The organism is Candidatus Eisenbacteria bacterium (assembly GCA_005893275.1).
In the GTDB taxonomy this organism is placed as follows: domain Bacteria; phylum Eisenbacteria; class RBG-16-71-46; order SZUA-252; family SZUA-252; genus WS-7.
Genome location: VBOW01000025.1, coordinates 1 through 13720, shown reverse-complemented (window position 1 = coordinate 13720; position 13720 = coordinate 1). Strand labels below are relative to the sequence as shown.

Here is a 13720-nt window from a genome sequence, read left to right as displayed (position 1 = left end):
CCGGCCGGGCCGCTCCGGCATTCAGGCGACACTTGATTGGAAGGCCGGAAGTGCTTAGAATCACTCGGCCTTATTCCCATCGTGTCTTTTCTTCCGAGGAACCCCCGTGATCGGTCTCAGTGATCCTTTCACCGTCGCCGCCGTCGATCCAAACGGCCTGGCCTTCCGGCTCGGCATCCGCCGCGGCGAGCGCATCGTGGCGATCAACGACGTGCCGTTGCACGACGAAATCGACTTCGCCGCCCAGTCTTCCGAGGAATTTCTGCGCATCCGAATCCTCGCGAAGGACGGCGCGACGCGCGATGTCGAAGGCAGGCGGGAGTACGGCGTTCCCTTCGGCGCCGAGTTCGAGGCGCGGCAGCCGAAACGCTGCCACAACAACTGTGTTTTCTGCTTCGTCTACCAACATCCGAAGGGTGTCCGCCGCGAGCTCTTGATCAAGGACGATGACTATGTGTTCTCGTTCGTCCACGGCAACTTCATCACACTCACGAACCTCTCGGAGATCGAGTTCCAGCGGATCATCGACGAGAGGCTCTCGCCCCTGTATGTCTCCGTGCACGCGACCGATCCCGAGGTGCGGGTGCGCATGATGAAGAATCCCAAGTCGGGGAAGATTCTCGAGCAGATCGACCGGCTTTGCGCCGCCGGGATCGAGATCCACACGCAGCTCGTGATCTGCCCGGGCCTGAATGACGGGGCGGTCCTCACGAAATCGATCGTGGAGCTCGCCGGCCGCCACCCGGGAGTGGCGACGATCGCGGTCGTGCCGGTGGGGCTCACGAAGCACCGCGAGCGGCTCCCGCAGCTCCGGGTCTTCACCCGCGAGGATGCCGTCGCCGCGCTCCGGGAGGTGCACCGATTCCAGAAGGATTTCGTGCGCCGCATGAAGACAAGGGTCGTATTCGCCGCGGACGAGATGTACACGCTGGCGGGGGAAGAGGTGCCCCCGGCGGCCGCCTATGAAGGGTTCCCGCAGCTCGAAAACGGGATCGGCATGCTCCGCCAGACGATGGACCGGTGGCTCTCCGGCAAGGACACGGTTCGTGCGCGAAACGGAAGGCGCGAGCGGGTCGCGATCGTGACCGGCGCGAGCGCCGCGCCGACGATGGAGCGCCTCCTCGAGGAGCGCCGTCCCGCCTCGGTCGACGCCTCCCTCTGCGTCGTGCGGAACGAATACTTCGGCGACACCGTGACCGTGAGCGGGCTCCTCGTGGGCGCGGACATCCAGCGCGCCCTCGAAGCGAGGGGTCCCTTCGACCGGGTGCTTCTCCCTCCCAACTGCCTCAAGGAAGAGGAGCTTTTCCTCGACGATCGCACCCGGAGCGATCTGGGAAAGGCGCTCGGAATTCCGATCCAGATCGGCTTCGATTCGTCACGCGCTTGAGCGTGGCCATGCTGCCGATCGTCGCCGTCGTAGGCCGCCCGAACGTCGGGAAATCCACCCTCTTCAACCGAATTCTGGGTCAGCGCCAGGCCATCGTCGACGAGCTTCCCGGCTTGACGCGGGATCGCCATTACGCCGAGGCGACGTGGAACGGCCGGACGTTTCTGCTCGTGGATACCGGCGGGATCGATCCCCTGAGCGCGCAGCCCATTCAACGTCAGATCATGAGGCAGACGGAATACGCGATCGATGAAGCGGACCTCACCCTCCTCGTGCTGGACTGGAAGGAGGGCGTCACGCCGCTGGACCTCGAGGTTGCCGATCGCATCCGCAAGCGCGGACGGCCGGCGGTGCTCGTCGTGAACAAGGTGGACACCTCCCGGCCCCAGGCGGAGCTGGCCGAGTACTATGCCCTGGGGTTGGGCGATCCGGTTCCCGTCTCGGCGCTCCACGGTCGCATGTCCGGGGACCTCCTCGATCTCATCACCTCGGCCCTGCCGGGAGCGGAGCCCGCGGCGCTCGATCCGGACGCGGTCCGAATCGCCGTGGTGGGCCGTCCCAACGTCGGGAAATCCTCGCTCGTGAATCGGCTCGTGGGCCAGGAGCGGATGGTCGTGGACGAGGCGCCAGGCACCACGCGGGACGCCGTCGACACCACGATCCGGCACGGTTCCCGGACCTATGTGCTCGTCGATACGGCCGGCATGCGGCGCGAATCCAAAGTGCACGATCCCGTCGAGTTTTACGGCATAACCCGCGCGCTGCGCGCGATTTCCAGGGCCGACATCGTGGTCCTGGTGGTGGATGTCTCCCGGGAGCCGGCCAAGCAGGAGGCACGCCTCGCGTCGCTCGCGGAAGAGCGTACGAAAGCGATCGTCGTGGTCTTCAACAAGTGGGATCTCGTCTCGGACCCGTCCGCCACGAGGGAGGCGATCGAGGAGGAATTCACGCGGATGTACCCCTTCCTGGAGCACGCCCCACGCCTCTACGTGTCTGCGAAGACGGGCGCGGGCGTCGCGAAGATTCTCCCCGCCTCCGAACGGGTCTACCGCGAGTACTCTCGATTGATCCCCACGCCCGAGCTCAACAAGGCGGTGCACGACATCCTGAACCGCGTCCGGCCGCCCGCCACGCCGGCCGGAAAGCACCTCAAGTTCTATTACGCGGCGCAGACCTCCACCAAACCGCCCACCTTCGCTTTGTATGTGAACAATCCTCGATATCGGATCAAGAATTATGTAAGTTACCTGGAGCGTGGTTTGAGGGAGCGTTTCGGCTTCCAGGGGATTCCGATCGTGCTCGACTGGAAGCGGAGCCAATAGGCGGGCCTTCCCCCGCCGTAGCGCGGAGACGCCGATACCACTCCTCGTGACCTCCACTCTGATCGGGTTTCTCCTCGGCGGCCTTCCGTCCGGCCTCTGGATCGGTCGCGCCCGCGGCGTCGACCTGCGAACGGCGGGCAGCCGGAATGTCGGAGCGACCAACGCGTACCGCGTTCTCGGGGCCCGCTGGGGAATCCTCGTGTTCGCGCTCGACGCGGCGAAGGGCTTCCTCGCGGCGCTGATTCCGGTCCTCCTGGTCCGCGCCGCGGGCGGGGATGCCTCGCCGGATACGCTCCTCGTGGCGAAGATCGCGGGCGGCATGGCGGCGATCGTGGGGCACGTGTTTTCCCCCTGGCTCGGCTTCCGGGGCGGGCGCGGTGTCGCGGCGAGCCTCGGCGTCTTTCTCGCGATCGCTCCCACCCCCACGCTCCTCGCCCTCGGGCTCTGGATCCTGCTCGTGCTCCTTACGCGTAGGGTTTCGGTGGGCTCGATCGGCGCCGCGCTCGCGTATCCGTTCCTCGTCCTGCTCCTTCTCCGGGGCGACCCCCACCGCGTGCTGCTCAGCGTGATCGCGGCGGTGGTGGCGCTCCTCGTAATCGTGCGCCACAAGGCCAATATCGAGCGGCTCCTCTCGGGAACCGAGCCGCCAATCTTGGATAGGAAGCAGGGGAGGGTCTCGTGAGGATCGGAACGCTCGGGGGCGGGGGCTGGGGAACAACGCTTGCGATCCTTCTCGATTCCAAGGGGCACGAGGTGCGTCTTTGGGTCTACGAAGCGGAGGAAGCCGAGCGGATGCGGCTCACCCGCGAGAACGCAACCTTTCTCCCCGGGGTCCCGATCCCGGGCGGCGTGGCGATCACGACCTCCACGCAAGAAGCGGTGGACGGGGCCGACATCATCGTGCTCGCCACCCCATCGCGCGCGATGCGCGAGGTCGCCACCGCGCTCCTCGCGGGGGCGGGCCCCAAGGTTGCGAACGCGCGGGCGATCGTGGTGGGGAGCAAGGGGCTCGAGCCCAAGACGCTCCTGCGAATGAGCGAGGTGCTCGCCCAGGTGCTGCCCCAGAATCTCCACCGGAGCATCGTGGTCCTCGCGGGCCCGAGCCATGCCGAGGAGGTATCGCGCCAGGTGCCCACGGCGGTGGTGGCGGCCTCGAGCGACGCCGGCACGGCCGCGCTGGTCCAGGATGTGTTTTCGACCGAACGGTTCCGGGTCTACACGAACGACGACGTGGTCGGGGTCGAGATCGCGGCCGCGCTCAAGAACGTGGTCGCGATCGCCGCCGGAATCTGCGACGGCCTGGGCTTCGGCGACTCCACGAAGGGGGCTCTTCTCACGCGCGGCCTCGTCGAGATCGCGCGGCTCGGCGAGGCGCTCGGGGCGCGCCCGGGCACTTTCTCGGGGCTCGCCGGGATGGGAGATCTGATCGCGACCGCGATGAGCCGGCACAGCCGGAACCGACGCCTGGGAGAAGCGATCGGAAAGGGAATGAAGCTCGAGGAGGCGCTCGCCGCGACGAAGATGGTCGTGGAGGGAGTGGGGACGGCCCATGCCGCGGTGGACCTTGCCCGGCGGCACGGCGTGGAGCTTCCCATTGCGGAGCAGGTCCGCGCGATTCTTTACGATGGGAAGAGCGCCAAAGCGGCGATTCGGGAATTGCTGACTCGGGACCTCAAATCGGAACCACGAGCACTGACGAGGAGGTGACCGCGTGAAATCGATTCCGACCGGACGGCTCTACTACTCCATCAGCGAGGTCAGCGACATGATCGGCGTGAAGCCTCATGTGCTCCGGTACTGGGAAACCCAATTCAAGATGCTCCGGCCCAAGAAGGGCCGGGGCGGGGCGCGCATGTACCGGAAGCGCGAGGTGGAGACGCTCTTTCAGGTGAAGCAGCTTCTCTATGACCAGCGCTTCACGATCGCCGGGGCGCGCAGGAAGCTGCTGGATGATCGAGGGAGCCGCGAGCAGATCGAGCTGAGCTTCACCCGCACGGACCGCGAGGAGATGCTCCGGGCGCTGAGGCGCGACCTGGAGGGGCTCCTCACCATCCTGCATCGCGACGTGAACGGCTCGCGCGCCCGCGCGAGGAAGTAGGGCGCCGAGTCGTCCCGACGGGGAGGCGGGCGTTCCGAATCGCCTTGTCCGAGGAGCGCCGATTCGTGTAGGATGCCCCCGTCTCGAACTCCATCAACCCCTGAGGTCGGGGCGTAGCGCAGCCCGGTAGCGCACCTCCTTGGGGTGGAGGTGGTCGCAGGTTCAAATCCTGTCGCCCCGACCATTGAATGGATCTGTTGGTTCCCGCCCCGCGGCCCCGAAACCCGGGGCGTTCTCGTTGGACCCCGAATCCGAGGGCGATCCGTGACCGACCTGGGCTATAGCCTGGCCTCCTTCCTGGTCCGCCGGCTTCCGCAGCGCGCGGTCGATCCGCTCGCCCACCTGATCTCCGACCTCTACGTGCTCGCGCATCCGCGCCGGGCGCGCGCCGTGAGCCGAAATCTCGCGTGGATCTGGAGCGAGGCAGAACGGCACGGCCCGCCTCCGGACGCGCGTCAAACGTACCGTGCATTCGCCCGGGCGGTCGGTGACTTCCTCGCGCACGAGCCGAGGGAGGATGGCAGGGGCGTACGCCTCTCCGAGCCGGCGCGCGCGGCGCTCCGCACCGCGCGGCGTTCGGGAACGGGAACCGTGCTGGTGAGCGGTCACTTCGGCCCGTGGGAGCGCGCGCTTCGATGGCTCGCCGCGGAGTTGGGCGGGGTCGAGGCGCTTGCCGCGCCCCACCGGCTGGCGGCGGTAAACCGTTTCTTCGTGGAGCAACGGGCGCGCGGAGGCGTGCGCACGCTCTGCTCGAGCCACCCGGTCATGACCGCGCTCCGGACCCTCAAGACCGGCGGGTGGATCGCCGCCTTGGTCGACCGCCCGCGACGGAAGCCGGGGACCGACGGCATCGTGCCCATCGACCGTGGCCCGCTCCTCCTCGCGCGCCGCGCGGGGGCGCTCGTGATTCCCGGGGTTTCCAGGTTCGCCGCGGATGGGGCGCTGGAGATCGAGTTCGACGCCCCGTTTTCGCTCGATCCGGGGAAGGGCGGGCTCGAGCTTTCGCAGGGGCTGGCCAGGATCCAGCGATTTTTCGACGCCCACGTTCGCGCGCATCCGACGCAGTGGTTCGAATGGCGCGGCGCGCGGAGCTTCGGCGCGGCCGGATAGTGAACGCGATGGCCGTGATCCCCGCGCGTGACGCCGAGGCGACCATTGCCGAGGTGGTGCGGGGATTGAAGCGCGCGATCCCCCATCTCACGGTTCTCGTCGTGGACGACGGCTCCGTCGACGCCACATCCGCCCGGGCCCGCGACGCGGGCGCCGAGGTGATCCGCCGCGACGTGAACGGCGGAAAAGGCGCGGCGCTCCAAACCGGATTCGACGAGGCGTTGCGCCGCGGAGCGGAGGCGGTCCTCACGCTGGACGCGGATGGGCAGCATGACCCTACCTGCGCCGCGGAGCTGCTCCAGGGGCTCGATGGATCCGACGTCGTGATCGGGTCGCGGGACAAGGACCGGACGGGAATGCCATGGCTCCGCCGGGCGACCAACACGGTCACGACCTGGTTCGTGTCGCGCCTCGCCGGAAGGGAGATTCAGGACAGCCAGTCGGGCTACCGCGCGATCCGCGCCGAGGTCCTGGCCTCCGTGCGGCCCATCAGCCAGCGCTTCGATTACGAATCGGAGTTCTTGATCGGCGCGGGCCGTCAGGGGTTCCACATCACGTCGACCCCCATCCCGACGCTTTACAACGCCCCCGGAAGCCACATCGATCCTTTTCGCGACACCATCCGATTCGTCCGGCTCGTCCTACGGCATTGGATCCGCTGATGGAGATCCTCGTCACGAACGACGACGGGATCCATGCCGACGGCCTTCGCGCGCTCACCCGATCGCTTCAGCCGCTCGGAACCGTCACGGTCATCGCCCCCGACCGGGAGCAGAGCGCGGCGAGCCATGCGCTGACGCTCCATCGGCCCCTCCGGATCAAGAAGGTCGAGGAGGGGATCCTGAGCGTGGACGGGACCCCGACCGATTGCGTGCTCCTCGGCGTGCACGGCTTCCTCAAGCAGAAGCCGAACCTCGTGGTCTCCGGCATCAACCACGGGCCGAACATGGGGAACGACACGAGCTATTCCGGAACGGTCGCGGCGGCCATCGAGGGAACGTTCCTGGGAATTCCCTCCGTCGCGATCTCGCTCGCGAGCTGGGATAGCGCCGACTTCGAGCCGGCGGGCAGGGTGGCGTACGAGCTGGTGAAGTCGCTGCTCGAGCACGGCATGCACGCGGGAATGTGCGTCAGCGTGAACATCCCGCCTATTCCGCGCGCCGACATGAAGGGGATCCGAGTTACAAGACTCGGCAAGCGGGTGTACCACGACGTCATCGTGGAGAAGACCGACCCGCGCGGGAAGCTCTACTATTGGATCGGCGGTGAGGATCCCACCTGGGAACAGGACGAGCTGAGCGATTTCAACGCCGTGAGCGAGGGGTACGTGTCGGTGACGCCGCTGATGCTCGAGCTGACGGATTACAAGGCCATCGTCGAGATGGAGTCGTGGGGGTTGAAGCTTGCCGGGACAACCTGATTACGCGGTCGCGCGCCGGCGCATGGTGGAGGAACAGCTCAGGGCGCGGGGGATCCACGAGCCGCGCGTGCTCCGGATCATGGCCGCCGTGCCGCGCCATCTCTTCGTCGATCCGGCGTTCGCCGGCCGCGCCTACAGCGATCACGCGCTCCCGATCGGACAGGAGCAGACGATCTCTCAGCCGTTCATGGTCGCGCTCATGACTCAGGCGCTCGGCCTCGAAGGGGACGAGAAGGTGCTCGAGATCGGCACCGGCTCCGGCTATCAGACCGCGATCCTGGCGGAATTGGCGGACCGGGTTTTCACGATCGAACGGATCCCCGAGATCGGGATCGCGGCCCGGGAGAGGCTCGCCGCCATGGGGTACACGAACGTGGTCTTCCGAATCGGCGACGGCTCGCTGGGGTGGCGCGAAATGGCCCCCTTCGACCGCGTGATCGTGACCGCGGGCGCGCCGAAGATCCCCAGCTTTCTCGAGGAGCAGATGCGGATCGGGGGATGCTGCATCGTCCCCGTCGGCGACCCTTCGAACCAGAGCCTCGTTCGGGTCACCCGCGCGGAGGAAGGGCTCAAGGAGCAGGTGCTCTGTTCCTGCACGTTCGTTCCTCTGATCGGACGCGAGGGCTGGTCCGCGGGGGAGCCGGGTTGACCCGCCGAAGGGCGCGTTGGTAGACTCGTCTCGAGGGAATCCCGGTCCCTCGATCTGCGTGTACGCAGTCTTTGTCGGGGCGTGGCTCAGCCTGGTAGAGCACCTGGTTCGGGACCAGGGGGTCGGAGGTTCAAATCCTCTCGCCCCGATATCCACGTGACTGCTCATCTGACTCCGGGTCCAATGGGGCTCGACTCGACCCTTTTCCCATGATGCAATCGAGCCATGGGCGCCTGGTCGCTCACATGCATGGGCGGGTCCAAGGGGTCGGGTTTCGCGCCTTCGTCTATGGGGTGGCGCAGGACCTGGGGATCTCGGGATCCGTGAAGAACTGCCGCGACGGGTCCGTACGGGTCGAGGCGGAGGGTCCAAGGGAACTGCTGGACCGACTCTTGCTAGCGTTGCGGACGGGCCCCCCAGCCGCGCGGGTGGAGCGCGTCACGGAGAAGTGGGGCGAGCCGCGGGGGATGACGCGGTTCACGATTCTACCGATGTGAGATGGATGTGAGAGGAATATGCGAGAGGAGATGGACGGATTTGTAGCGGATCTCACCGCGGCGATGCGGCGTGGCCTGGAACGGGGCTCGCTCGAGGCGGAGGAGATCGACACGCTCCTCCACGCGCCCGACTTCGACCCGGTCGCGTTCGACACCTTCCTCGCCGAGGCCCGCCTCCGGGGCGTCCGTTTTCCCGAAGACAGCGTGGACCCGGGGTCCGATCCCGATCCCGTGCCCAGCGTCGATCACTCGATCACCGACATCGAACGCCGCTACCTGACCGAGATCCAGCGCTACCCCCTTCTCCGCCGGGAGAACGAGCAGGAGCTCTGGACCGCGATGCGCGGAGGGGACGAAAACGCGCGGAAGGCGCTCATCCTCGCCTACCTCAGGCTCGTCGTTTCCATCGCGAGGAGCTATCGCAACCGCGGGGTGGAATTCCTGGATCTCATCGAAGAGGGAAACGTCGGGCTCATCGCCGCCGTGGACCGGTACGACGTGGACCGCGGCGTCCATTTCAGCACGTACGCGACCTGGTGGATCCGGCAGGCGCTCGCGCGGGGTGTGGCGAACCAGGCGCGAACGGTGCGGATCCCGATCCACGTCCTCCAGATGGTGCGCCGGTACGTCGCGACGGAGCGCAGGCTCGAGAGGGAGCTCCACCGCCGGCCCGAAGTGCTCGAGATCGCCCGGGAGCTGGGGCTCCCGAGCACGCGCGCGAACCGTCTGCGGACGCTCATCCACGCGATCCGCACGCTCGACGTCGATTTGGGTGGCGATGCGTACCACGGCCTGATCGACAGCGAGGCCCTCGAGCAGCAGCCTTCGATCGACCAGATGGTCGAGATGCAAATGCGAAACCAGCACCTCGACGAGCTTCTGAAGCGGCTCTCCGGGCGTGAAGAGGCGATCCTTCGTCTGCGCTACGGGTTCTACGATGACAAGATGCACACCCTCGCCGAGGCGGGGGAGCAGTTCGGGCTTTCCCGCGAACGGATCCGCCAGCTCATCGACTCGGACACGACCGAATCCACGTCGGTGCACTGACCTCCCGTGGCGGGACTCGGACCGCGTGGGTCTCACCTCTTCTTCCCTTTCATGAGATCCCGCAATCTCAGCTCACGCAGGGCCGCGACGTAGTTGCTCTTCGCGGCCATCGCCGCCCCTTCCTCTCCATGCCAGTTCCGCTGAAGAGCAAGCGTCAGGGTATCTGCGGCCGCATCCGGCCGCCCCTCGAGGAGCGAGGCGACTCCCAGATCCGAGATCGGCATGGCGTAGTCCGGGAAGAGCGCCGCGCACCGCAGGGCCGCCGCGCGCGCCTCCCCCGTGAGGCCCAGGTCGAGATAGCCCTGCGCGGCCAGCTCGAGCACGTTCGCGTTCTCGGGCTCGAGCGCGATCGCTCTGGCGAATTCTGAGCGCACGCGGTCGAGGTGGGGGCCGTCGTCGGAGGCAGGCGCTTGCGCCGCAATGGTGCGCGCGAGGAGGGCGTGAAGCTCTCCCTCTCGCGGCGCGATCTGGGCCGCGCGCTCCAGCGCCGCGCAGGCGAGCGCAAGCCCTTCCTGCCGCTGGGTTGAGTCCGGAACGGCAAAGGCCTGAGCCAAGAGCGTGCGGCCCAGCTCCGTCGCGTAGCGGCCGTCCCACGGCGCGAGGGACGCGGCACGGCGCAGAGTCCCGGCGCGTTCCGGCGACGCCATCGGGAACCGCATCCCGGGAGCCGCGGCGGTGTCTGCGAGCCACGGAAAGAGCACGAGGAACGCCCAGACAGCCGCGGCGGCACCGAGACCGATCGCATGGGCCGGCGCGCCTCGGGCGTCCCGCGACGAGGGATCCTGCGCCGGGACCCCGGCGTTTCCCGACGCCCATCCCGCCACCGCGGCCGCCAGGACTCCCGTCGAAGACACGGTGAAGCTGGCGAGATCCTGTACGGCAAAGGCGACGAGCGTTCCCGCCGCCGCGGCCGCTCCCGACCGGATCGTCGCGTCGGGGTGACGCGAGGCACGCAGGACGGCCCGGCCCGCGAGGAGGATCACGAGAGAGCACCCGAAGAGCCCCAGGAGTCCCTGGGTCGCCGCGATCTGAATCAGCTCGTTATGGGCTTTGGCCGAAAGCCCGTTCCACTCGATCCGCCAGTACTCGGGAGTGCGATAGCGGGGAAAGGCCGCGAGGTAGGCGTCCGTGCCCACGCCGAGGACCGGATGATCCGCCGCCATCCGGATGCCCGCACGCCAGAGGTGAACCCGCGACTGGGTCGAGGGGGCTCTCACGTCCGTGATCTGGCGAAAACGAAGGAGAAGCTCCGGGCGAAGCGGGGTCAAGAGCGGCGCCATGAATGCGGCGGCCCCGAGCGCGACCGCCACGAAAACGAGGCGCCATCGGCCCCCCTTGGCCCCTTTCCGGCGCGCCGCCCAGGCGACGACCGCGGAGGCCACCCCCCCCGCGGCGCACGCGACCCAGGATCCCCGCGACAGCGTGGCGGCCAGAACCGGGAGAGATGCGACCCCGAGCACGATCCAGGGGAGCCGTCCGCTCCACGATTTCCCCCGAGAGATGAGCCACGCGAGGAGGGGAAGGGTCATCGCGATCCACGCGCCGAGGTGATTCGCGTGGCCGAGCGTTCCCGGCGCGCGGCGAAGACCGCCGAGCGTCGCGCTGCGGGTCCACTCGAAGGGATCGAGCCCGATGAGCTGGAGGAGCGCGTACGACACCGCGATCGCGAGCGCCGCCGCCGCCGCGCCCGCGATCCGGTCGAGGTGCCGCGCGTCGGTGCCGAGCGACCGGGAAGCGAAGTAGACCACCGCCGTAGCGAATGCCGTCTTGAGGCCCGCCTCGCTCTCATGAGCCCCGAAGAGGCTCACGTCACGACGAATGGATACGACCGCCGAGAGAACGGCGGACAGGAGGAAAAGGGAGATCGCCGCGCCGAGTGGATCGCGCCTGGCGCGGGCTACGGCACGCTCGGGCAGCGCCGCGAGCCATGCCCGAGCGCCCGCGGCCCGGGCGCGCGCGACCTGGCCCGCCGCGTAGATTCCGCTCAGGATGAGGGCGCCCGTTGCGAGGAGCTCGGTCTTGGGAAACTCGAAGACCTCGGTCGTTCCACGATAGAAAACGGCCGGCACGAGCGCAATCAGGGCATAGAGAATGATTCCGGGGAAGGTCATGGGTGGCGGGGAGTCTAGCATCTGGCTTACCATGCATGTTGTCGGGGGTGGAGAGGCACGGACGAACGGGAGGAGAACATGCGACATCATTCGATTTCCAGTGGCCCGCGGATCCTGCTTGCCGCGCTGATCCTGGCCGGGGTGCCCGCGTGCTCTTCGATGAGCAAGGAGCAAAAAGGCGCGATCATCGGCGCCGCGGCCGGGAGCGCTGCGGGCGCCGTGATCGGCAAGCAGACCGGGTCGACCGCGCGGGGCGCCATCATCGGAGCGGCGGTGGGAGGAGTGGCGGGGGCGATCATCGGGCATCGGATGGATCGGCAAGCGAGGGAGCTCAAGCAGAACATCCCGGGAGCGGTCGTCGAGCGCGTGGGGGAGGGGATTCAGGTCACGTTTGCCTCCGGGCTCTTGTTCGATTTCGACTCGGATGTGGTCCGGGGGAATGCCCGCGCCAACTTGAACGAGCTTGCACGAAGCATCGACAAGTATCCCGACACGGACCTGATGATCGTGGGGCACACCGACGCGGTCGGGACGGACTCCTACAACCAGGACCTCTCGCAGAGACGCGCCGAGTCGGCGGCCCGCTACCTGGAATCCCGGGGAGTCAGGACCCGGGTCGATGCCCGGGGACGCGGGGAACGCGAGCCGGTCGCGACCAACGAGACGGACGCGGGCAGACGGCGAAATCGCCGCGTCGAGGTCGCGATATACGCGAGCGACGATCTGCAGGAGCAAGCGAAGCGTCAGGCGGCGTCGCGCTGAGGTCCGAGTTGGGATCCCCCGGGAGCTTGACGGGCACACGGAGCAGCGTGGCGATCACGGCCGCCTTGGCCGGCCGAAAATTCCGAGACGGCTCCCTCACGCCCGAGCAGCTGACCGGGGATCTCCTCGAGCGGATCGAGCGAGAGAATCCGCGGCTCAACGCCTTCTACGAAGTCTTCGCATCCGAGGCGCGGGAGTCGGCCGCGAGAGCGACGCGAGAGCTGCGCGAGGGCCTGGACCGCGGCCCGCTCCACGGCGTTCCGATCGCGGTCAAGGATCTCTTCGATGTGGCGGGGCATGTCACGACGGCGGGCGCGCACCCTGGTTTTCATCCGCCCCCGGCCCGTGGCGATTCTGAGGTGGTGGGTCGGCTCCGCGCGGCGGGGGCCGTCCTCTTAGGGAAGACCGCGGTTCACGAATGGGCGTTCGGCGTCAGCACCAACAATCCCCACTTCGGTCCCACGCGGAACCCACACGATACGGAACGGATCCCGGGAGGGTCGTCCGGTGGGTCGGGGGCAGCGCTCGCCGCGGGGCTCACGGTCCTGGCGCTGGGAACCGACACGGGCGGATCGATCCGCATCCCGGCCGCCCTGTGCGGGGTGGTCGGGCTCAAGCCGACGTATGGGCTCGTGAGCCTGGGCGGCGTCACGCCGCTTTCGCGCTCGCTCGATCACGCGGGTCCGATGGCGGGCTCGGTCGAGGACGCGTTTCTCCTGCTCGAAGCGATCTCCGATTTTCGCCGCCGCACGATTGCACGCCCGAAGATTCTTCTCCCGAGGAGCTTCTTTTTCGACGATGTCGACGGTGCGATCACGGACCTTGTGCGCGCGGCAGCCTCGCGGCTAGGGAAGACGGAGTCGGTCGAGGTCGCCGGCGTGGAGGCCGTGTTGGACGCGAACACGGTGATCCTCTTCTGCGACGCGGCCGCGCTCCACGAGGAGCAGCTCAAGGAGCATCCGGACTGGTTCGGCGCATCGGTGGCGGAGCGCATGAGCACCGGCTTCAAGCACCGCGGGGTGGACTACGCCCGCGCCCGGGACGTGCAGCGCGACTGGACCGCGTACCTCACGCGGCTACTCGGGGCCGATGCGGTGCTCGCGGTCCCCACGTCGCCCGTTCCTGCCACGGTGATCGGAGATCGCGAGGGCGCGGTGCTGGGGACCTTGATGACGCGCCTCACCGCTCCGTTCAACCTGGCGGGGGTGCCGGTTCTCGCCGTGCCTGTCGGCAAGGTGGGCGCGCTCCCGGTCGGGATGCAGCTTGTCGCCGCCCCGGGACGGGAGTCGGTTCTTTGGGCTCTCGCGCAGGGGCTCT

At 68.0% G+C, this 13720-nt stretch carries 14 protein-coding genes and 2 tRNA genes; 15 read left to right on the top strand and 1 reads right to left on the bottom strand.

The window, feature by feature from the left end; all coding sequences use genetic code 11:
• Positions 1-106 precede the first annotated feature (106 nt).
• The 13 genes from E6K76_05785 (at position 107) to E6K76_05725 (ending at position 9530) form a co-directional block, all read left to right on the top strand.
• Positions 107-1387, top strand: coding sequence for a DUF512 domain-containing protein (locus E6K76_05785; protein TMQ59100.1), 1281 nt, complete (start codon positions 107-109; stop codon positions 1385-1387).
• A gap of 8 nt (positions 1388-1395) precedes the next feature.
• Entirely contained in the window at positions 1396-2709 is a 1314-nt protein-coding gene (gene der / locus E6K76_05780) for a ribosome biogenesis GTPase Der (protein ID TMQ59099.1), read from the top strand.
• 34 nt (positions 2710-2743) lie between these two features.
• Positions 2744-3391 (top strand): glycerol-3-phosphate 1-O-acyltransferase PlsY, encoded by a 648-nt coding sequence (gene plsY, locus E6K76_05775; protein TMQ59098.1) that lies wholly within the window; start codon positions 2744-2746, stop codon positions 3389-3391.
• A complete protein-coding gene (locus E6K76_05770) occupies positions 3388-4416 on the top strand; it encodes an NAD(P)-dependent glycerol-3-phosphate dehydrogenase (protein ID TMQ59097.1) in 1029 nt (342 codons plus the stop codon). The genes plsY and E6K76_05770 overlap by 4 nt, the downstream gene beginning before the upstream one ends.
• Positions 4417-4474: 58 nt before the next feature.
• A complete protein-coding gene (locus E6K76_05765; protein ID TMQ59133.1) occupies positions 4475-4807 on the top strand; it encodes a MerR family transcriptional regulator in 333 nt (110 codons plus the stop codon).
• A gap of 107 nt (positions 4808-4914) precedes the next feature.
• Positions 4915-4991: transfer RNA gene (locus E6K76_05760), tRNA-Pro, on the top strand.
• Positions 4952-5917 (top strand): hypothetical protein, encoded by a 966-nt coding sequence (locus tag E6K76_05755; GenBank protein ID TMQ59132.1) that lies wholly within the window; start codon positions 4952-4954, stop codon positions 5915-5917. The genes E6K76_05760 and E6K76_05755 overlap by 40 nt, the downstream gene beginning before the upstream one ends.
• Positions 5881-6579, top strand: a complete 699-nt coding sequence (locus tag E6K76_05750) for a glycosyltransferase family 2 protein (GenBank protein TMQ59096.1) — start codon at positions 5881-5883, stop codon at positions 6577-6579. The genes E6K76_05755 and E6K76_05750 overlap by 37 nt, the downstream gene beginning before the upstream one ends.
• Positions 6579-7337 carry a 5'/3'-nucleotidase SurE gene (gene surE / locus E6K76_05745; GenBank protein ID TMQ59095.1) on the top strand — a complete coding sequence of 253 codons (759 nt, stop codon included), beginning with the start codon at positions 6579-6581 and terminating at the stop codon, positions 7335-7337. The genes E6K76_05750 and surE overlap by 1 nt, the downstream gene beginning before the upstream one ends.
• A gap of 22 nt (positions 7338-7359) precedes the next feature.
• Positions 7360-7986, top strand: coding sequence for a protein-L-isoaspartate(D-aspartate) O-methyltransferase (locus E6K76_05740; protein ID TMQ59131.1), 627 nt, complete (start codon positions 7360-7362; stop codon positions 7984-7986).
• 75 nt (positions 7987-8061) lie between these two features.
• A tRNA-Pro gene (locus E6K76_05735) sits at positions 8062-8135 on the top strand.
• Positions 8136-8198: 63 nt separating this feature from the next.
• A complete protein-coding gene (locus E6K76_05730) occupies positions 8199-8483 on the top strand; it encodes an acylphosphatase (GenBank protein ID TMQ59130.1) in 285 nt (94 codons plus the stop codon).
• Between the two features lie 30 nt (positions 8484-8513).
• Positions 8514-9530, top strand: a complete 1017-nt coding sequence (locus E6K76_05725) for an RNA polymerase sigma factor RpoD/SigA (protein ID TMQ59094.1) — start codon at positions 8514-8516, stop codon at positions 9528-9530.
• Positions 9531-9562: 32 nt separating this feature from the next.
• Here E6K76_05725 and E6K76_05720 read toward each other — a convergent pair whose 3' ends face one another.
• Positions 9563-11731: an O-antigen ligase family protein gene (locus E6K76_05720; GenBank protein ID TMQ59093.1), complete on the bottom strand. Its 2169-nt coding sequence runs from the start codon at positions 11729-11731 to the stop codon at positions 9563-9565.
• Between E6K76_05720 and E6K76_05715 the strand changes: the two genes are divergently transcribed.
• Together E6K76_05715 and E6K76_05710 are read left to right on the top strand one after the other, a co-directional pair.
• Positions 11720-12403, top strand: a complete 684-nt coding sequence (locus tag E6K76_05715; GenBank protein TMQ59092.1) for an OmpA family protein — start codon at positions 11720-11722, stop codon at positions 12401-12403. The two genes, E6K76_05720 and E6K76_05715, sit on opposite strands and share 12 nt — an antisense overlap.
• Positions 12349-13720 (top strand): amidase (locus E6K76_05710; GenBank protein TMQ59129.1); only part of this gene is annotated, 1372 nt, incomplete at its 3' end. The genes E6K76_05715 and E6K76_05710, both read left to right, overlap by 55 nt.

Bases quoted from the DNA above. Each gene is read 5' to 3' on its own strand.
- der (TMQ59099.1), top strand. From the start codon at position 1,396: ATGCTGCCGATCGTCGCCGTCGTAGGCCGCCCGAACGTCGGGAAATCC.
- E6K76_05765 (TMQ59133.1), top strand. From the start codon at position 4,475: ATGATCGGCGTGAAGCCTCATGTGCTCCGGTACTGGGAAACCCAATTC.
- E6K76_05750 (TMQ59096.1), top strand. From the start codon at position 5,881: ATGGCGCGGCGCGCGGAGCTTCGGCGCGGCCGGATAGTGAACGCGATG.
- surE (TMQ59095.1), top strand. From the start codon at position 6,579: ATGGAGATCCTCGTCACGAACGACGACGGGATCCATGCCGACGGCCTT.
- E6K76_05740 (TMQ59131.1), top strand. From the start codon at position 7,360: ATGGTGGAGGAACAGCTCAGGGCGCGGGGGATCCACGAGCCGCGCGTG.
- E6K76_05730 (TMQ59130.1), top strand. From the start codon at position 8,199: ATGCAATCGAGCCATGGGCGCCTGGTCGCTCACATGCATGGGCGGGTC.
- E6K76_05725 (TMQ59094.1), top strand. From the start codon at position 8,514: ATGGACGGATTTGTAGCGGATCTCACCGCGGCGATGCGGCGTGGCCTG.
- E6K76_05715 (TMQ59092.1), top strand. From the start codon at position 11,720: ATGCGACATCATTCGATTTCCAGTGGCCCGCGGATCCTGCTTGCCGCG.
- E6K76_05720 (TMQ59093.1), bottom strand. From the start codon at position 11,731: ATGATGTCGCATGTTCTCCTCCCGTTCGTCCGTGCCTCTCCACCCCCG.